Origin of the sequence: Pseudoalteromonas sp. MMG010 (assembly GCF_018100905.1) — a bacterium.
Classification (GTDB): Bacteria; Pseudomonadota; Gammaproteobacteria; order Enterobacterales; family Alteromonadaceae; genus Pseudoalteromonas.
On the sequence record NZ_JAGJEG010000005.1, the window covers coordinates 191,332 to 211,697 of the forward strand.

17 protein-coding genes are annotated in these 20,366 nt (G+C 38.3%); 6 read left to right on the forward strand and 11 right to left on the reverse strand.

Going from position 1 to position 20,366, the window contains the following annotated elements:
- Position 1 precedes the first annotated feature (1 nt).
- Together J8L70_RS07815 and J8L70_RS07820 are read right to left on the reverse strand one after the other, a co-directional pair.
- Entirely contained in the window at positions 2-1,273 is a 1,272-nt protein-coding gene (locus J8L70_RS07815) for an imelysin family protein (RefSeq protein ID WP_211054982.1), read from the reverse strand.
- Positions 1,274-1,360: 87 nt separating this feature from the next.
- Positions 1,361-3,091 carry a DUF4856 domain-containing protein gene (locus tag J8L70_RS07820; protein WP_211054983.1) on the reverse strand — a complete coding sequence of 577 codons (1,731 nt, stop codon included), beginning with the start codon at positions 3,089-3,091 and terminating at the stop codon, positions 1,361-1,363.
- Positions 3,092-3,600: 509 nt separating this feature from the next.
- On the opposite strand from J8L70_RS07820, the gene J8L70_RS07825 reads away from it, so the two are divergent.
- Together J8L70_RS07825 and J8L70_RS07830 are read left to right on the forward strand one after the other, a co-directional pair.
- Positions 3,601-4,164 carry a GNAT family acetyltransferase gene (locus tag J8L70_RS07825; protein ID WP_211054984.1) on the forward strand — a complete coding sequence of 188 codons (564 nt, stop codon included), beginning with the start codon at positions 3,601-3,603 and terminating at the stop codon, positions 4,162-4,164.
- A gap of 13 nt (positions 4,165-4,177) precedes the next feature.
- Positions 4,178-5,086: a histone deacetylase gene (locus J8L70_RS07830; RefSeq protein ID WP_211054985.1), complete on the forward strand. Its 909-nt coding sequence runs from the start codon at positions 4,178-4,180 to the stop codon at positions 5,084-5,086.
- A gap of 42 nt (positions 5,087-5,128) precedes the next feature.
- Here J8L70_RS07830 and J8L70_RS07835 read toward each other — a convergent pair whose 3' ends face one another.
- Positions 5,129-6,856 (reverse strand): hypothetical protein, encoded by a 1,728-nt coding sequence (locus J8L70_RS07835; RefSeq protein WP_211054986.1) that lies wholly within the window; start codon positions 6,854-6,856, stop codon positions 5,129-5,131.
- Positions 6,857-7,080: 224 nt separating this feature from the next.
- Here J8L70_RS07835 and J8L70_RS07840 point away from each other — a divergent pair, with 224 nt between their 5' ends.
- The 3 genes from J8L70_RS07840 (at position 7,081) to J8L70_RS07850 (ending at position 9,021) form a co-directional block, all read left to right on the forward strand.
- Positions 7,081-7,731, forward strand: coding sequence for a hypothetical protein (locus tag J8L70_RS07840; RefSeq protein WP_211054987.1), 651 nt, complete (start codon positions 7,081-7,083; stop codon positions 7,729-7,731).
- A gap of 63 nt (positions 7,732-7,794) precedes the next feature.
- Positions 7,795-8,148 carry a MerR family transcriptional regulator gene (locus tag J8L70_RS07845; RefSeq protein ID WP_211054988.1) on the forward strand — a complete coding sequence of 118 codons (354 nt, stop codon included), beginning with the start codon at positions 7,795-7,797 and terminating at the stop codon, positions 8,146-8,148.
- Positions 8,149-8,208: 60 nt separating this feature from the next.
- Positions 8,209-9,021 carry an SDR family oxidoreductase gene (locus tag J8L70_RS07850; RefSeq protein WP_211054989.1) on the forward strand — a complete coding sequence of 271 codons (813 nt, stop codon included), beginning with the start codon at positions 8,209-8,211 and terminating at the stop codon, positions 9,019-9,021.
- 61 nt (positions 9,022-9,082) lie between these two features.
- On the opposite strand, the gene cyoE is transcribed toward J8L70_RS07850, so the two are convergent.
- From cyoE to J8L70_RS07890, 8 genes are all read right to left on the reverse strand, one after another.
- Entirely contained in the window at positions 9,083-9,967 is an 885-nt protein-coding gene (gene cyoE, locus J8L70_RS07855) for a heme o synthase (RefSeq protein ID WP_211054990.1), read from the reverse strand.
- Positions 9,968-9,976: 9 nt separating this feature from the next.
- Complete coding sequence (cyoD, locus tag J8L70_RS07860; RefSeq protein ID WP_211054991.1) at positions 9,977-10,315, reverse strand: cytochrome o ubiquinol oxidase subunit IV; 339 nt, start codon at positions 10,313-10,315, stop codon at positions 9,977-9,979.
- A complete protein-coding gene (gene cyoC / locus J8L70_RS07865) occupies positions 10,315-10,932 on the reverse strand; it encodes a cytochrome o ubiquinol oxidase subunit III (protein WP_211054992.1) in 618 nt (205 codons plus the stop codon). Before cyoC ends, cyoD begins: the two co-directional genes overlap by 1 nt.
- Positions 10,929-12,917, reverse strand: a complete 1,989-nt coding sequence (cyoB, locus tag J8L70_RS07870) for a cytochrome o ubiquinol oxidase subunit I (protein ID WP_211054993.1) — start codon at positions 12,915-12,917, stop codon at positions 10,929-10,931. Before cyoB ends, cyoC begins: the two co-directional genes overlap by 4 nt.
- Before the next feature lie 2 nt (positions 12,918-12,919).
- Positions 12,920-13,873 carry a ubiquinol oxidase subunit II gene (gene cyoA, locus J8L70_RS07875; RefSeq protein ID WP_211054994.1) on the reverse strand — a complete coding sequence of 318 codons (954 nt, stop codon included), beginning with the start codon at positions 13,871-13,873 and terminating at the stop codon, positions 12,920-12,922.
- Between the two features lie 299 nt (positions 13,874-14,172).
- Positions 14,173-14,592, reverse strand: a complete 420-nt coding sequence (locus tag J8L70_RS07880) for a hypothetical protein (RefSeq protein WP_211054995.1) — start codon at positions 14,590-14,592, stop codon at positions 14,173-14,175.
- Between the two features lie 384 nt (positions 14,593-14,976).
- On the reverse strand, positions 14,977-17,121 hold the full coding sequence (locus J8L70_RS07885; RefSeq protein WP_211054996.1) for a TonB-dependent siderophore receptor: 2,145 nt from the start codon (positions 17,119-17,121) through the stop codon (positions 14,977-14,979).
- A gap of 277 nt (positions 17,122-17,398) precedes the next feature.
- The gene (locus tag J8L70_RS07890) at positions 17,399-18,328 is read right to left on the reverse strand and encodes an ABC transporter substrate-binding protein (RefSeq protein ID WP_211054997.1); all 930 of its coding nucleotides are present in this window, start codon (positions 18,326-18,328) and stop codon (positions 17,399-17,401) included.
- A 168-nt stretch (positions 18,329-18,496) separates the two neighbouring features.
- On the opposite strand from J8L70_RS07890, the gene J8L70_RS07895 reads away from it, so the two are divergent.
- Positions 18,497-20,035 (forward strand): alpha/beta hydrolase-fold protein, encoded by a 1,539-nt coding sequence (locus J8L70_RS07895; RefSeq protein ID WP_211054998.1) that lies wholly within the window; start codon positions 18,497-18,499, stop codon positions 20,033-20,035.
- Positions 20,036-20,366: the final 331 nt, after the last annotated feature.

A 20,366-nucleotide genomic window follows, 5' to 3' on the forward strand; every position in this document is an offset into this window, starting at 1 on the left:
CTTAGTCGTTATCGCCTGCAGAGGTTGTTGGTAGTTCAAGTGCTAGCTCGTTGATAAAATCATTTTTTAGTTCATCAGTTAGTATTTTAACTTGCCCATGTACATCACGAACTTGCTGTTCATTATCAATGAGTAAATCAGCTAACGAACTATCTATACTGTCTAACGTTGTTTTAAGCGCCGCAATACCTTCTACTAATCGTACTTTAGTTTCCTCTGCTTGCTCTGCATCTAAAAAATCATCGAACCCCACCCCAGTTTGCGCAGACTCTAAATTACCGATTATCAATGCTTCAAACGCCGCTAGATTATTTCGAATATTAGCTAGAGAGCTTTTTGCATCTACGCTTTCTACATCCTCTGGGCACGCTGATGTACCACACGAATTAGAAAAAATACCAATGGGTTCAGCTAGTTTTTTATCTTTTACTATTGTATCGATATAAAATAATGCATCACTGATATGGTTTAACGCTTCATGATTACTACTAAAACGTGAATCACTTTCGCCGACGTTTTTTAATTCATTTGCAAAACCATTATCGCCTTGCCACGCTTGCAATAATTGCGCTGAAGAATTAAGTACATCGTCACTCGCTACCACTGCAAATTCACAACGAGCCTGACGGCGAGCTAAATCAGTTCGATTATTCCAATCAGCCAACGCATCATTCGTCACACTACAGTGATGATCTAACTGCTCATTAAAAAGTACATGTTGCAGTGCAAATAAGCCTCTACGTGTTGCGGTTCTGTCGGTAATTTCATAGGGGCGATTTTGATCTTGGTTAATCACACCATCTTGGTTATACACCACATCTTGATCTATCCCACAGCGACTAAACGTAGGCCAAGAATAAATTTGATTACGTAATTGACTTGAGTTTTCAAGCAGTGGTCCCATTTGCATCATTTCGGCTTGCTGCCAACTCGCCATCGTATCTAACCAAGCTTGTTGTGCCTGTATACGTAGCGAAACAGCCGCTTCAGAGCTTTCTTGTATACTTGCAAGCTCGGCTTGACAATAATTCATCAGAGCTTGTGTTTGTATTTGTGCTTGTTGGTTAAATAATATAAACGTGGGTGTAATCACGTTATCCACTAAATTGGCAATAAGCTGCGCTTCATCAAACTCAGTCTCAACTGAGGTAGAAGTTTGCCCACTATCATTACTTTGAAAAGCACTACCAGTACTACTAGAGCTACTTTCACCACACCCGCTTAGGCTGAGAAAAATGGCTATAGCGAGTGCTTTTTTTGTTGTAAAACTCATTATTGAATCAACCCTAAAATTCGAAAATAAAACGACAAAAGGCCAGCCTCTTTGGCTGACCTTCCTTGGTACTAAAATGCTTGGTAATTACCAGTTTTCAACATTTTCTGCATCAAAGCCGTACACTTGCTGCATTAAATCGCGTGCTTCAACTAACTGCGATTTGTATTCATCAGTCAATACTGGCGCTTCGCCTAACAAGGTGTGAAGTTCGGCAAATTTTCCAGTGTTTTCATCACTATTAAATGGTGAAAATGGGCTAAATTGAAAATTCAACGCAAAGCCTTTCATTTCACTAAAGTGTTTTGCAAGGTCAGTAAAACTCTCTGCATCAGCGTCAGCCGCTACAACAGAGTCAATATCAGCCATTGTGTCGTTAATATAATGAACAACAGTGGCTGCAATGGCATATTCCCAATTAGCTACAGCGGTATCACGCTGGGCAAGTAAATCAGTTTTTTGCTCATCAGTTAACGCGCTTGGCGCTGCATCATTAATAATTTTACGACCTGCAATAAACGCCGTCATTGCTGCACTGCTGTAATCAGTCGCTACTTGCGCCCCAAGATCACGTTTAGCCGCATTTGTTGAGTTACCCCAACTGTACTCGCTTGCTAAATCAATTTTTCCATCGCTATCTATATCACTGTTAGCGCTACCATCTGCAATGGCATCATCGCTAAATTCTAGATAATGACGTGCTGCACCAAAGTAACCAAAACCTTCATCAAACTGATGCTCTAAGCTACTATAATTAGCGCCTTCGCTTTGTGCATCGGTATTATCTTCTTCAAGGCCGTCATCTAAGTAATCATCTGTACCTTGCGAAAACATAAGCGCACCTAAAGTATGCTTTTGAATTAACTGATTTAAGTCTAGTCCATCAGTAGTAATGTAAGCCGCGGTAATGTCATTCGCGTTTACATCTTCAGATTGAGTCCCATTTGCTATCGCATCAACATTTTCGGCTAACAAATCGAAGTAATGAAATATAAGCCCTTCTGGCGTCTTTGCCTGTGTACCAAAGTCACTCCAGCCTTCAAATGTGCCTTCAACTAACCAATCTTTACTCATTTTTGACGCATCGTTACCGGCAATTTTACCCGTTAAGGTTTTGCCTGAGCTTGAAATCTCAGCAAACGATTGCTGCAATGTCGTACTGCCATCAATAAACAAAAAGCTGTTATCTTTTACCGCTTCGTAATCGTTCCAATACGCAAGGAGTTGTGATTTTACTGCATCACCGGTTAAGCCTTCGCTTTCAATGTAATCAACACTTAACATTCCAATATAAGATTTAATTTGTGCCGAAAGTGCATGGCGAGCAATTTGACCGGTATAACTAACAGCTGAGTTACTTGCATCCACTGTTGAAGCAAACTCATATACATTGACGCCTTCTTGCGCCTCAAGATCAGTCACTGAAACAGTTAATGTTTCGCTAAAGCTTAGTTCGCCTGCATCGGTGGCTGTAATCGTTACCTCAACACTGTCAACTTCTTCAGCATTAATAGCCAAAGTATCTTTGAGTTTAAGCTCGTTACTTTCATTTATTTCAAAATATTGCTCATCATCTGAAAGTGTAAAAACGATATCCGTGGTGTCATCATCGGTTGCACTTAAAGCGCCAACGACTGCGCCTAGCGTATCTTCAGTTACAAAAGCTGATGATAAGCTAATTGCCGTAGGTGCTGTATTCGAAACAGTGGGTGCGTTAGCACTATCATCACTATCACTTGAGCTCGAACCTCCACACGCAGCTAAACCTAAAGTCGAAGCCAAAATTGCACTGGTTAAAAGAGATTTTCGAAAAGTCATGTTAAGGCCTTATTATGTATGTAAATCATTCTCATTTGTAATTCAGTATTGTAGTTACAAAATAATAACATGCAATAGAAAAATGTTAATTAATCCGATTTTTACTGTGTTTATTTAAATAACTTATAACTCAATGCTATTTAAAAAATAAAACACCCCCTTTAACACTATTAAAATGTAATAAAAAAGTAACAAGAAACCAATCAACCTAGGCGTAAAGGATTGTTTTATTTTTTCACAAAAGTAGCGCTACAAATCAACAATAAAAGCATTTATAGCTCAAGTTGCCACTTAGTCGGTGTTTTTTACTTTGATTAAAAACATGTCACATAAAATACCCGGTATTGCATACATAAATGGCTCTTTGTTAAGTGCATACTTAAAATTAGTAACGTTAATCTATTTATTTCATTTAAAACGAAACGTTTGAATTACATTTAAAACTGCTATATCGTTAATTCATCTAACGAATAAATACCCGCACACCTTCTCCTAGCATGAGTAACCCAATGAATATCGAATTGAAAACAGCCACTATTGAACATATAGATGAAATTTTAACCTTGCATTATCGCTACCAAGTAGACTCAATAAACGAGGAAGACAAAGCCGACGGTTTTATCACAACGGCCTTTACCAAAACGCATTTATCGAATTTAATTGAACACGAAAGTGGATTATTTATTGCAGTGTTAGATAATAAAATTGTCGCCTACGCAATGGCGGCATCATGGCAATTTTGGTCACAATGGCCAATGTTTCAATTTATGATAGAAAACCTTCACGATTCACAACTAGAAGGCCTTGAAATGAATGTTGCTAACTCATACCAATATGGTCCTGTATGCGTGGATAAATCAGTAAGAGGCCACGGGGTTTTTGAGCAGGTTTTTAACTACTCATTAGAGCAAATGTCAAAGCGCTACCCTATTTTGGTGACTTTTATTAATAAAATTAACCCTCGCTCTTATCAAGCTCATACTAAAAAAACCCCGTTAGTGGTTATCAAAGAATTTGAGTTTAATAATAATCAATATTATAAACTTGCTTGTAAAACCTGCGAGCACAAGTAGTTAACACCAAATTATGACTTTAAACCCGCATTTACCTTTAGTTTATCATCCTAATTACTCGTTTAATTTTGATCCTAAACATCGTTTTGTAATGAGTAAATTTGCAAACTTATATCAACATGTAAAACAACTTGGTTTAATTGGCGATAACCTAATAAGGCCTCAACTTGGTTCTCACGATGCACTTAGCAACGTACATTGTGAACAATATCTGCATGATTTATGGCATAACACTTTGGATGAAAGCGCAATGCGCCGAATTGGTTTGCCTTGGTCACATGAGTTAATGGCACGTACAGTCACTGCACCTCAAGGGACTCTACAAACAGCTCGCTTAGCACTTCGCCATGGTATAGCGTGTCATTTAGCAGGCGGAACTCACCATGCCCATTACGACTTTGGCTCAGGATTTTGCATGGTTAACGATTTAGCATTTACCGCGCAAAGCCTGATTAATTCAGGTGAAGTAACAAATGTCTTAATTTTTGATTTAGATGTACACCAAGGTGATGGGACTGCGGCAATGCTTGAGCATCAGCATTATGCGTATACCTGCTCAATACATTGCGAAAAAAACTTCCCATTTAGAAAACCGCCTAGCGATTTAGATATTGGCCTGCGTAATAATATGCAAGACGATGAATATTTAGGGGTTATCGACGACACCTTATCGTTTTTATTGAAACAGGTTAATCCCGACATTGTACTTTATGACGCAGGTGTTGATGTTTGGCAGCAAGATGGTTTAGGCAAGCTCGATATTAGCTGGCAAGGCATAGAAAAACGTGATCATTTAGTATTTAAACGCTGCTTAGAGCACAATACTGCCGTTGCTTCAGTAATTGAAGGCGGATACGATCGAGATCATTTACGCCTAGCAAAACGTCACGGCATTGTAATTGAACAAGCCGCTAAGTTTTAAGGACATAAAAAAGCCCTTGTTATGACAAGGGCGTTTAATAATTTATTGTAGTTGAGAAATTCGCTCTTTTATTTGTTTAAAATCACTTTTAAATTTACCCATTAGCGTATACAGCTTAGCGATACTTCGCTTTTGTCTGTTGCTATTTCCTATAGCATGAATACTGGCCCAAATGGTAATAACCCCAAGAAACACAGCAAATATTCCTAGCGGCAAATACGTTATCATTTCATCAACAAAGCGAGAATAAGGGATAAATGACATTGCATTAAGTAACCCATCATAATCACCACGGTCAAATACAAATGTTGCGATTACTGCACAAATTAATAACGTCCACACTACCCACTCATTTGCTCGATAACCATATTCGGTGATTGCTTGTGATTTAAACATCACATCTTTTGAAACATTATAAGCCACTTCGCGATAGCCATCTCGAGAATCGTCCATTTGAATATAGCTTTGAGCATAAAAAACCCAGTCACCAACGTCAGCAGAGCCCAGTAGATCTTCAGCAACACTTAACTTTAATACCTTGTAATCAGAGGTTTCTAATATGAGTTGACCTTGTAAAGACGAGTTGCGTCTTTCATATGTTTCGACATGCGTTTTATAACTACTTCCACGAAAACTGTTGCCAACATAAGTATCTGTACGAGTTGTGGTGGTGTAATGTGTTTTACTATGGTCTACATTGGATTTTTGAACTTTATCAATCACTTTTGCAAACATACAATCTACTTGCACTTCACCTTTATCATGCTTTGCCAGAACATTTTTATGGATATAAGGGGTTACGTATTTAAGACTATATTCGTCCATTAATTGCTGCTGGTAGTCAGCAACCGAGTATGTGGTATGGCTGCCGATGGCTTTCTCTAATTCACTACTGACTTGGGCACTTTCATCATTGGCTTTATCCAATAACACGGCTTTTTTTTGTTTTACACCACAGCGATAACAGTGCGCGACATCGCCACTGATACGTTGCTGACAGCCAATACAAATTACGTCATTGTCTTTCGCTGGGCGCATGTAATAATCATAGCCAAAATCATACATACTCATTGAGAGTACAGATTTAACAACCTTTTTTACGCTCTCATAGCGTGCTAAATCGCGTTTATGTAGTTTAGCAGTACGATTAAGTTCAAATATAAGTACAATAACCGACAATATCGCCGCAGCGGCTGTTGCGGGGCCTCCTGGTACATCGACAGCAAATATTAGTCCTAAAAGCACGGCAAAAAAGGTGACTAAAAATAACCATGAAGAAGGTCTATCACCGGCATTTAATAAACTATCTTGATGAGAGCGTTGACCCTCATCGTTATGCAATACAACCGCCGGAGCAAATACATTATGCTTTACTATACGACGATCTTCAGCGTAAGCCACTCGATGATTGAGTGTACATTCACTTGGACTTATTAATGATACAACGTCGCCTTTTTTAAGACTTTTAAAACCGTCAACTTCTGCGTTAATACTAATTTGTGTAGTGTTGCCTTGCGCGTCTTCAACGTTTAACCACCAGAACCCGTACATTAAATTTGTGTTTGAACTACTATATTTTCGCTTATAGTAATCCATTGACGTTACTTTCCCGGTGATAACAACAGGATTTGAGTAATATTGTTTTAGCTCATCAAATAAATCACTTTGTAAATCGAGTGCAGTTTTCAGTGTTCGCTTTTGTCTTAAAGCATCACCACATTCAGAGCAATGGGAGTCAGAGACATAAATAGGCTGTTGGCAGTGTTGCATGATAACTTCCTTGGTAGATAAGCATTTATTATATTTTGAAAAATAAACTTAAAAATCAGTTTTTTAATATGTACCTAATATACCATCATAGATAAAAATAATGAGGTGTAATTCACAATTCTTTACTAAAAAAAGCGTTTTCACCTTACTAAAATACACCTAAACGATTACTTTGCACTGACCTTGTACTACACTCTAAGCTAATAAATTAAATGAGGTTATTTATGAAAGTTATTGCTATTTTCTGGTTATGTCTTTTTAGTCACTTAGTCATAGCGCAAGAACAAGAGCTCCCCCCTGTAAACCCCAAATATAATGCCGAGCACGCTATGGTATTAGTGAATCACGGCTCAAAAATATTTGCTTTAAATAAACCGGGCTACGAAATACCGCACGACGTGCAAGTGCTTTATCAAATAGACAACCCTGATGTGGCCTTTCTTAATTTAATACGTGATACCGATTTAATAACAATTAAACCGCAACCTTTTAATATTGAGCACTTAATACGTGGTGAAGAAATTACAATTATAGCTAATGTCTATTCTGGGGATTATAACCAAGGTGGTCATTTAATTTATGAAAATAGAGAAATTGTAATGAGTAAACAGCTCTATGCTCGTCCTTTAAAAGATCTCAGTGAGTCTTCTAAATGGCAGGAGTACGATATGATCACATTAAATGGTAGTGAGCGTATTTATATTCATAAAATAACCCAAGCACCTAGCTTTAATCACCTTATTTTTGTTGATTTAGTGAATGCCTGCATGCAAAAGTTTCGCACTTCTAAAGCAGTCCCTGAAAACAATGAACTTAACTACAAGTTTATTAATTGCGGGACATTAAAGCCTTTATATTATAACCAAGGTATTTAACGTGCAAACAAGTACTTTATTGCAGTGCAAGGCAATACCTATTTCACATTCAAGAGAATTACTATGCTAATAGGTCGTGTTTCTGAACTCTCTGGAGCTACTCGTAAGGCTATTCGGCACTATGAATCAATCGGTTTAATTGCTCCCCCTAACAGAAAAGGTAACTACCGTATTTATAACAACCATGATGTCGTGGTTATCAAAATGATTTGCCAAGCCAGAGCTCTCGGGTTTAGCCTCTTTGAAATCAAAGATATTGTTTCTCAAAAAACAAAGGATAAGAAGCTTCCTATTGCTCAAGTTAATCGACTCATCGATAAAAAAATATCTGATTTAAAGCAAGAGGCTCACGCAGCATTACTTAAAGTTGAAAACTTAGCGGAGTTTAAAAAAGATTTAGTTAAAGAATTCGATTGACCTTACCCCTAAGGGGAAGGGTTACAGTGAGTTTTTAATTAACTAACAGAATGACTTGTAATGAAAACATTGAACTTTGAAAATACGACTATATTAATAACCGGCGCATCTTCTGGTATTGGTAAAGAGTTTGCAAAGCAACTTGCTAGTAAAGGAGCTAATTTAATATTAACCGCAAGAACAACTAGCGATCTTATTAACCTAGCACAAGAGCTCAAATCAGTGCATAACAACATTATACTCCAGACTATTTCTGTCGATTTAAGCGAACTAAATGGCCCTAAGAAATTAGTTGAAAAAATAGACGCGTTAGGCCTGTCGATTGACTATTTAATTAATAATGCGGGCTTTGGGAAGTTTTGTGAATTTTCTAACGAAAGTTTTGAGGTTTATCATAAAATGTTAATGCTAAATATAAACGCATTAGTCGAGCTAACTCATTTATGCTTACCTGCAATGAAAGTTAAAAATAGTGGTGGAGTGATTAACGTTGCCTCTATTGCTTCTTTTCAACCACTGCCTTATCAAACTGTTTATGGAGCATCTAAAGCATTTGTTTTAAGTTTTTCTGAGGCTCTCACGGGAGAGTTATTAGATACAAATATTAACGTTATGGCCTTATGTCCTGGGACGACAGAATCTCGTTTTATGGAAAATGCGAATGCTGACACATCGAAAATGAACTTAGCCCCAGCCAGCGACGTTGTTAAAGCTGCACTTAAAAGTTACGATAAAAATAAAGTATATACAATACCGGGAAAAATGAATTACTTAATGTCTTTAGTTCCCCGCTTTATCTCACGCCAAAGAACAATTAAAATAGTGGTTAATATGTTTAAGGATAATGTACTTAGAAAATCAACTTCGTTTTAAACATAAAAAAAGGCTCTTTCGAGCCTTTGGTTTAACTTTGGAAATGTAAATCTTTATAACATCATATAAATGCAAATAACGCAGGGCTGACGCTATGATAGTCAACCGCCATAGCAATACTCAATGCTGTAATATTAATAATAGAAAAAGCAAACACTTGGCGCGCCCATTGCGTTAAATTAATACCTCGTCTATACCCGCGTAATGCCATTAATAACCACCAAAAGCTGGTAATACATGCCACAGCCATAAACGCCGCCCCAGTGTAACCACTGATCGGTAATAACATCACGACCAAAGCGTACACTGCAATGTATAAAACAATATGGCGTTTGGCTTTATCAATCCCCTGCGCGACGGGTAATACTGGAATACCTGCGGCTTGGTAATCTTTAAAGCGAAAAATAGCAATCGCGTAAGAATGTGGCATTTGCCATAGGCTAAACATAACTAATAATATTAATGCCCCCATGTCAAATTGACCGGTTACTGCACAGTAGCCGACCACCGGCGGAACAGCCCCTGATAAGCTTCCTATAAAAGTACCGTACACCGAGTTACGTTTCATATAGAGGCTATAAACTAACACATAAATCACATAGCCAAAGGCGGCAAAAAACACTGCCGCTTGCGTTGTAAAAGCAATGAGCAATGCAAAGCCTATAACCCCCAATAAAATACCATGGCTAAGCGCAGCAAAGGCCGACATTTCGCCTGTTACAGTTACCCGCGAACGAGTGCGTGCCATCGCTACATCAATATCTCTATCGATAACATTATTGATAGCACAGCCCGATGCAACCACAAGTGACAAACCAATCAATGTGGCAATCATTAACCAAGGGTTGATATCACCACGCGAAGCAAGTAAAAAACCACCCGCTACGCTGATTAAGTTCCCCATGATAATACCCGGCTTTGTCACTGATAAATAACGACGAAACATCTTCAACTCCTAGTACATCATCATGGCGTTTGATTCGTAAATAATCCAAACAGATAACCCAACTACCATCACGATAATTAGCGCACTGAATAAAAACGAAAACGTACTTGCACGACCCTCTTCGGTGGTGAAACTAAGGTGTAAAAAGTATTTTAAATGCACCCAAATTTGCACAATCGCTAAAGTAACAATACTCCAAAGGGTCGTTACTTTTGAAAAGTCACCTTCCATTACCAAATAAAACGGTATGGCGGTTAAAATCACCGACAACAAAAATCCCACTAAGTAGCTTTTTACTGTGCCGTGCGACGCATCATGCTCAACAGAATGTGAATGACTATGGCTCATTACATGGCTCCCATTAAATAAACAACGGTGAATACACAAATCCAAACTATATCTAAAAAGTGCCAAAATAAGCTTAAGCAACTTAAACGTGTCACCGTCGATTTACCTAAACCACGCTTAGCGACTTCAATCATCATGATTGTCATCCAAATTAGGCCTGCTGTAACATGTAATCCATGCAGTCCCACTAATGAGAAAAATGACGTCAAAAAAGCACTTTGCTGTGGTCCGTTACCGTGCACGATTAGGTGATGAAATTCGTAAATTTCCATACCAATAAATACTGTACCTAAACAAAACGTAACAAATAGCCAAGTAAGAGTTAGCGCCTTTTTTTGCCCATGTGCGGCAATCATGGCAAAGCCAAAGGTGATACTACTAATAAGGAGTGCTGCGGTTTCTACTGCAACAAAATCAAGCTCAAAAATATCTTTGCCTGATACGCCACCAGCGGTATTCATATATAACACGGCATAAGTGGCAAAAAACGAGGCAAATAATAAACAATCGGTCATTAGGTATAACCAAAAACCAAAAATGGTGTCGCCCGATGTATCGTGGTGATGCTCGTGTCCATCACCCGATATAGAGTCTAAATGTGCTGAAACTGTACTCACGCGCTTAGCTCCTTTTTCCCATTAGAATTATATGCATTTTCAGTGTCCGCTATTTCATCTGGTTGAATATAATAATCAACATCATTGGTATAACAACGCTGAATAAACAGTGCAATTGCCCCTACTAACCCTAAACCTGCTAGCCACCAAATGTGCCAAATCATTGCAAAACAAAATGCAGTTAAACTGGCTGCTATTAATACCCCTGATGCCGTATTTTTCGGCATATGAATTGGGCTATAGCTCGCTTTATCTTGATAGGCTTGGCCTTTTTCTTTCATGTCGGTCCATGTGTCAATGTCATCAACATGTGGGATAGTGGCAAAGTTATACACTTGTGGTGGTGAGCTAGTAGCCCATTCAAGTGTATGACCGTTCCATGGATCGCCTGTTGTATCGTCAAGTGCTTCGCGGTCTCTAAAACTCACATATAATTGGATGGCTTGGCTAATAATGCCAAACATAATAATGACAGCACCACCTGCGGCAATGTATAACCATATGTTCCAATCAGGGTTGTTGGTGTGATTTAAACGACGAGTCATGCCTAAAAAGCCCAGTACATATAGCGGCATAAAGGCAACGAAGAAACCAACTATCCAACACCAAAATGAGGCTTTACCCCATCTTTCGTTTAGCTTAAAGCCCATCGCTTTAGGGAACCAAAATACAAAGCCAGCAAGGTAACCAAATACGGCACCACCAATAATTGTGTTATGAAAATGAGCAATTAAAAACAAGCTATTATGTAATACATAGTCAGCACCTGGGATAGCCAGTAATACACCGGTCATACCGCCCACAGTAAAGGTAACCATAAAACCAAGAGTCCAAAGTACAGGCACTCCAATGCGTAATCGTCCTCTGTAAATAGTAAATAACCAGTTAAATAACTTAACTCCAGTAGGGACAGCTATGACCATCGTCATGACCCCAAAAAAGGCATTCACATTGGCACTTGAGCCCATAGTGAAAAAGTGATGCAACCACACAATAAAACCTAAAATAGAAATAGCACCACTGGCGTAAACCATCGATTTATAGCCAAATAAACGTTTGCCTGCAAAGGTAGAAATAATTTCTGAAAAAATACCAAACGCCGGTAATACTAAAATGTACACTTCAGGGTGACCCCATGCCCAAAATAAGTTGATGTACATCATGGCGTTTCCGCCCGCTTCATTGGTAAAAAAGTGAAAATCAAGATAACGGTCAAGCGTTAACATCGCTAATACAGCCGTTAAAATAGGGAAAGAAGCGGCAATTAAGATGTTTGCCCAAGTACAGGTCCATGTAAAAATAGGCATTTTCATGAGAGTCATACCTGGGGCACGCATTTTAAATACTGTCACTAAAAAATTAACTGCAGTTAGCAATGTCCCGAGTCCGGATATTTGCAAAGCCCATATATAATAATCGACCCCCACCCCAGGGCTAAAAGTAAGCTCCGATAGCGGCGGGTACGCCACCCAACCTGTTTTAGCAAATTCGCCAAAAATAAGTGATAAGTTAATTAAAATGGCACCACTGGCGGTAAACCAAAAACTTAAATTATTTAAAAATGGGAAGGCAACATCACGCGCACCTATTTGCAGTGGTAGAACTATATTCATTAGACCAATCATAAATGGCATTGCCATAAAGATGATCATAATAACGCCATGAGCTGTAAATATTTGGTCGTAATGCTCAGGTGGTAAATAACCAGGCGCTCCACTGGTAGCAAGCGCTAACTGCGCACGCATCATTATGGCATCAGAAAAACCACGAAATAACATAATTAGCGCTAATAATATGTACATAACGCCTAAGCGTTTATGATCAACTGAGGTGATCCAATCGCGCCAAAGCACACCCCATTTTTTATATTTTGTAATGAGTCCGGCAATAATTAGCCCAACAACAGCAATAACCGCCATGGTGACCATAATAATAGGTTCATGAAACGGGATTGCATCAAGTGTAAGTTTACCTAAAAACGACATTATTATTCCTCGCCCTGGCCGTGAGATGAAGCCAAAGAATGTTCACTGGTTTCATGATGTGAGTTACTCATATGCTCATGTTTACCCATGGCATGATGCTTGTTGTTCATATCGCCATGTGCCTGCATGTATTTCATTACAATGGTATGAAATAAACCATCATCAACCTTGGCGTAATACGCTACTGGGTTATTTTCGCTTTCTTTTGCAAGTTCGACATAATTGGCATGAGTAAGGTTATTACCGCCGGCTTTAATCGTATTAACCCACTTATCGAAGTCAGCTTGAGTCGGTGTCGCAATGGCATTAAATTTCATACCAGTAAAACCTGCACCACTATAATTAGCCGAAAAACCTTTAAATGTTCCCGGTTCATTCGCGATTAAATGCAGCTTAGTTTCCATGCCAGCCATTGAGTAAATTTGACTACCTAATTGCGGAATAAAAAATGAGTTCATGGTGCTTTGTGACGTAATTTTATATTCAACAGGCACATTAGCCGGAAATACCAATTCGTTTACCGTCGCAATACCTTGCTCTGGGTAAATAAATAACCACTTCCAGTTAAGCGAAACAACCTCGACGGTTAAATGCTTACCTTTACCTTCAATAGGCTTATATGGGTCAAGCTTTTGTGTAGATTGCCATGTAATAACGCCTAAAATAATGACAATAACAATAGGTACAGCCCAAACAATGGCCTCAATTTTATTTGAATGGGCCCATTTAGGCGCATAAATTTCATGAGTTTGTGTGTCTCTATATTTCCATGCGAAATACAAAGTCATCACAATGACGGGGATCACAACAAGTAGCATAAGCACAGTAGCAATGATGATTAAGTTTTTCTCATCAATGCCTATTTGCCCTTTAGGGTCGAGTATCCCGCCTTTACAGCCAGATAAAGCAAGTACGGTACTCGCTACAGCAATATTACAAAGGTTACGAATTAACAAAAGAGTATCCTACAAACCTAAAATTTTAATTAATTGCCAGATAAAAATGGCAACGATGTTATAAAACCCAAGTTAATAAATACTAAATTATAAAAATAAGGGGACTGAGCACGCTGCAAGTGGATGCAAAAAATACCTAGCAACAAACTCAGTTTTCTAAACGCATTTTATAACGTAATAAAAATTAACTTGGGTGAGTGTTGGCTGACTGGTGCTTATTACACAGCTACATTGTAGATTTAATTATTTACAGCAAGAATAAATAACATAGCAACAGGTGTAGCTAATACTAAAAAGTATTACAGACAACCTGTAAAGCTAGGTGGAGCACGACAACCATGTGCAGCGGACACAGGTTGAAGCACCTTAGCTTCGCTAAAAGCAAAGGCTGCTTTACGAAAGGTAATTGCGGCACGACGCGCCACAATGATATAGAACAATAACCAAAAAAAGCCAATAAGTAGCTGACTTGAAATGATAGGATAAGAAAGATAATGAACAATAGACTCAGAAATAGGCTCTATTAAAGCCCCATCATTGAATATTGCTTCTAATTGAAATACATCCTCAATGGCACCACTTAGCAACATGAGTATATTAAACATTAGCAATGCAATAGCGACACATAAACTCTTTCCTGCTTTAGTTAAGCGCTCACACGAAAACGCCTTGCAAAATGCAAGTAACGTATCAATATGAAAAAAAGACAATATGTTCAAAATAAACCTATAATTACGCTAAAACACACACTAAATAAATACGCTGTAATCTTAAAAAATTACTGTTGTAAGCCCTAAAAGCAAGTGCTGAAAAACCAAAACGCATTAGCACACTATAGCTAAGAGGAAATTGATCTACCTCAACAGAACTTTCAAAATTTACTGAAAGTTCGCTCGTGAGTATAACAAAGAGAATTTTCTGTTCAAGTGAAACATAAAATTTATATTGAATAAATATAAGTAAAGTGGAGTAAAAGTAGCTTTAAATACTTGTAGAGGTGCTTATATTACGGATAACAAATACAAGGCACGAGTGTATCAACGGGGAAAGCTTTAAATAAACGGAGCCTTACATATAAAATAAGGCTCCTTCATTGGCATATATTAAAATGCTAATTTAGCTTTTATTGCTACAACACGTGGCTCACCAATACGTAAAGCACCATAATCGTCACCTACAGCCCAAAACTCTTTGTCGAAAAGGTTATCAACCGTCCCGATAATCGTTAAGTTTTTCCCAGCAATGTTTTTACTTAAACTCACACCGGCATAAAACACCGTGTGGCTAGGTAAATTCCAATCGTTATTCGCATTTGCAGCGGTTTCGCCTTGATGCTTTCCACCAAAGTTTACGGTTAAGCCTTCTACGGCTTCAATGTTGTAATTGGTTTGTAAACTAACTTGATAATCAGGCGTTCCCGATACCTGATTGCCTTGATAGCTTTCATTGGTTTTGTCATACGTTGCATCTAACACCATCAACTCACTATAAATAGAGAAGTTATTTGATATATCAAGTGCACCACTTAACTCCACCCCTTGGTATACACTAACGCCATCTTGTACAAGGTAGTTATCATCAGTCACCAAGGTCGACCCACGCTTTATACTAAAAATGGCCGCTGAAGCAGACCAATCATCGCCACTTTGCTTATAACCAACTTCTAGCTGCTCGCTTTTTTGTGGTTTGAGTAACTCGTTAGCATTCGCATAGCTATCTCCTACAGAAGACGTTTGCCCTTCGAACGATTCAACATAGCTGGTATAAAATGTTGTTGTCTCATTGGGTTTATACATTAATGCAGCAAGAGGAGTCGTTGATGAATCAGCATAATGATCATGAAACGCACTAAAATATTCACCCGCAGTGTGATCAATATTTGTATGGCGCACACCAATTAATAGTTCAAATTGCTCATTAAACTTAATGGAATCGTTGATAAAAAATGATTGCTGGGTGTCAGACCAAGCTAAATCAAGGTCTTCTTGTAGATTGGCATCATAAGCAGGTAATTCTACGGGATTATATAAATTATCCTCACCATAATTACTCACTACAACTCGCCCATATTCACCACCATCGTTGCGATACGTATCAGAAACCTGGTATGAAGCCCCAAATACGAGCTCGTGACTTATGCTCCCCGTTTCAAATTGACCATTTATAATCGCTTGGGTTTGCTCATAGTTCACCTTAAAATACTGCTCATATAAGCTAATTGAAACATCGCCTTGCGAGTTGAGTAAATACGCAAGTGTTTTAACCCAATGGGTATCATTTTCTGAATAATCGTATTCGAGTTTAACTTGCCAATTATCATTAATTTCCCACGTTAAACCCGTAAGCGCAATAAGGTTATTATAATCATCAAATGTGCCGTCAACCCCAATACTGCGATTCCCCTGCACTGCTGCGGGTAAATCACTATCACTACTCATTGAATTAGACATGGTGGTCCATGAGTTTTCAGTTAACCGGTCACTGTAAATAACATCGACGTTCCAATGTAGGCTATCAGATAAATAGGCATCAAACGCCAAAGAGAAGCTTTCTCTATCTATGGTGCCATCGTCAAGGTATGTGTCGCCTTGCTCGCTTACAGCATTAACACGTAAACCAAACTTGTCCTCATCACCAAAGCGGGTACTTGCATCAACATGAGCACTAAAAACGCCATCACTTCGATAACCAGCACTTAAAGTAAGTAGATCATTAACTGGCTTTTTAGTCACATAGTTTACCACTCCACCAGGAGCTGCCATACCATACATGTAACCTGTAGCCCCCTTGAGTAAAGCAACTTGCTCAAATGCTTCATAGGGAAGTTCACCACTGAAATTATTAAGTGATAAGCCATTAACTTTAAAACTATTTGTATAATCTAAAGGCAAACCTCTTACTCGTATTGTTGAGCCAAAAGTACTGTATGCACTGCCATCAACTGATACCGACGCTTCTCGACTAAACAAACTATCTAGCGTGTTTACTTGACGAATTTCAATATCTTCTAATGAAATCATATCAACAGAAAATGGAGTATCTAAAACAGAACGACTCCCAAGCGCCCCACTATTATTTTGCTCATGTAATTCAGTTATTTTATGGCCTACAATCGTAATAACTTCACTTTCAGCTGCATCATTATTTGCAGCATTACTTTCTTGCCCTACTGCATTAAAACTGTTTAATGTTAATAACGATGCGATAGCTATCGATAATTTACTTTTAGCTAAAACGTCAATACCCATGTCAATTTTTCCTTAATGTGAATGAGATTTCACTCGTAGCATACATTTTAACGGCACTATAATTCCCGCTATGCCTTACTTGTTTCAGCAACAAGTAGTAACGACTATGCAATTTAAAAACAAAAGGCCATAAAATTGCAGCTACAAAGTTTAATCTAGAGTTGAAAAGACGAGGGAGTATACAAAACACACCGCACCAATGCAAATGGTAATAATTTGCATTTCGATATGCATTAATTGTTTTGAATTTAAAAATACAACTGAGTACAAAGCCACTTTAAGCGGGGTTGTTAAATGCGTTATTTAAACTAACAACAAAATTTAATACACTACGATAACCACCGGTGAGTAAATACCATTGGTTAGCATCTAACTGAAAAACGCGCTTGTGCTGCCATGCTGCAAAGTCACGCACAATAGGAAACTGCTTTAATGCATCCGTCATTTTACTTTTCCCCCCAGTGGCTAATCCTCTATCGAGGAGTAATATCCAATTTGGCTCTGAGGACAAATACGCTTTTAACATTGCTGTAATCTTTGCCGGGTCTTGTTGCTTTGCGCTAGAATGCTGCGCAGCGATAGTGTCAGTAAGCGAAATAGCAGCAAGTCCTGTTATCGGGTATAACATGCCAAACCTATCGCCCGGTTGATGAATAATAAACTCGTTTTTCATTGTAAACAGCACCAAACCGGTGCCTTGTTGCCTCCCTTCACGCTGCAACTGTGAAATTTTTTGCGCTAATGTAACCCAGCGCTGCTGTGCTACATCGGGTAAATTAAATATTTCACCGTACTGTGTTAAATTTTGCTGCATATCTTTTAAAAAGTGTTTCGGCGAAATACTCATATCTAATGTCGGGGCAATGTCAGATAACTGCGCTATCATTGCACGAGTGCGTGCACCAATAATAATAAGATCAGGCTTTAATCGCTTTAGTGCAGCAAAATCGGGTTTAAATAAACTCCCTGCAAGCGCTTTATCACGATATTGCGATAAATATTCCGGCAACATGCCTTTGGCGATGGCAATAGGTTTTACTCCAAGCGAATCAAGGGTATCTAGCTCCCCAAAATCATACACAACAATACGCTTAGGCTGAGTATTGAAAGTGATGTTCTTCCCCTTAATAGTGACTGTTACTGGGTATTGCGCGCTCACTAGCGTAGAAAAAAATAGGGCTAACAAGATAAATATATTTCGCTTCATTATTAAAGGCTCCAAGATATGTAAAATAGATAAATAGTAAAGTGTAAAACTATTATTGGTTTAGTATTACTTTTACCACAAACTAAATAAAAATAATAACAATTACCATTTACATACTGTGATATTATACTCCTAAATTTTATTCATCGTTAAGATTTAAGGACCCTCATGCGCTTTAGTATAGTAATCATGTGTATATTCACTTTTGGCCTTGTACAACCTGCTTATGGACAAAACAACCTGCAACCCACGGCGAAATTAACAGCTCAAGAGTATGTGTTTAAAGCCTCAAAAGGCAGTTATATTAGTGCTGATGTTGTCACTAACAATCACACTGTCGTTAATTTAATTGATCAACAAGGTAAGCTTATACGTGAAGTTATAAATACAGGTGAAAGCCACGCTAGACTTCACTTTATCGCTGCTTATGACAACCCCAAGCTGCAATTTTTAGGAGCCAAGCCGGAAATAAAAACACATCGAATTGTCTCTACTATCGAGCAAAATAGTTATCATAAAAAAGCTCAAAGTGAATTGATAAATCAAGCTTATGCTCAATTAAAATCCGGTGAAACAGAAGATAACGTATGGGATAAACTGATAAGAAATAACTCGCCATTAATTGAACCTTTAGGCGATGAAAGCGTGTTAACCTTTATTTATCGTGGTGCAAAGAAAAATGTTTTAATTTTTGGTGCGCCAGCAAATGATCATGGTTGGATGGAGCGTCTTGGCCACTCTAATATTTGGTTTAAAAGTTATACAGTGCCCAATTCGACACGTCTTTCTTACAAATTAGCGCCTGATGTACCTCTGTTTGCAGGCAGTCGCTACGAGCAACGCGTAGCTTTACTTGCCACAGTGCAGCGCGACCCAACTAACCCTAATTACTTCCCTGTTAGCGATAAAACAAAATATAATCAAAGCTCAACTGTCGAACTCCCCGATGCCGATGCGCAATACCCAAAAGAGATGACGGTATCGACCTTAAACCCCGATTTATCTTTTCAACTCACTAGCACTCTTTTAAAAAACAAACGCAATATTAAAGTGTTTCGTTTTGGTGATGTGACCCAAGCCAATGCGGTTCAATTATTTATGTTTGATGGCCTAAAGTATCTTGATAAAGTGAATTTACACTTGCGATTAAGCACCCTTGTATCACAACAGCGCCTCCCCCCAATTGAAGCGGTGTTTATAGATAACCTAGACAGTAAAACACGCGCAAAAGAATTACCCAGTAATCCCTTATTTACACAAATGTTAGCCACCGAACTGCTACCTATTATTGAACAAAACTCCCCGGTAAAATTTACTGCACAGCAACGAGTAATAGCAGGTTCTAGCTTTGGTGGAATTGGCGCAACAACAACCGCATTCAGGCGCCCAGATATTTTTGGCCATGTAATTTCTTTAAGTGGTTCGTATTGGTGGACCGATAAACATGGTGATAACAGCCACTACTACGCGTCAGAAAAATTTATTCAAGCAACAAAAAAGCCAATAGAATTTTTTATTAGTGCCGGAGTATTCGAAAGCTCAAGAGATGGAAACAAAGGAATACTGGATGGAAGCCGCCATCTTCGTGATATATTAACAATGAAGGGATATAAGGTGAGCTATAAAGAATATGCAGCAGGTCATGACTACTTTGCCTGGCAAGGTGCCATTATTGATGGTTTACAAGCCTTATTCCCACAAGAGTAATTTAAATTGCAATCCCCTCTCATCACCGCTATAAATTAATAATCTCGTTTAAGGCAAGGAGACCTTGTCTTAAACTAAAAATAACAGACCTATTAAATGCAATGTGCATCGTTAAAGTTTTTTATATCATTGCTGGTTATCTGTTTTTACCCATTACAATCTCAAAGGCGAGGTAATACAGTAAAAAATAGAGGGATAAAATACGAAAACGTAGAATAAAATGGTTTTAACCTAACACTAAAATTTGATGCAATAGATAAGATATTTATAGGGTTTTATAAGCAGATAATGATGAATTAAACGTGGTATGTTGCCTAAAAATAAAAACAGC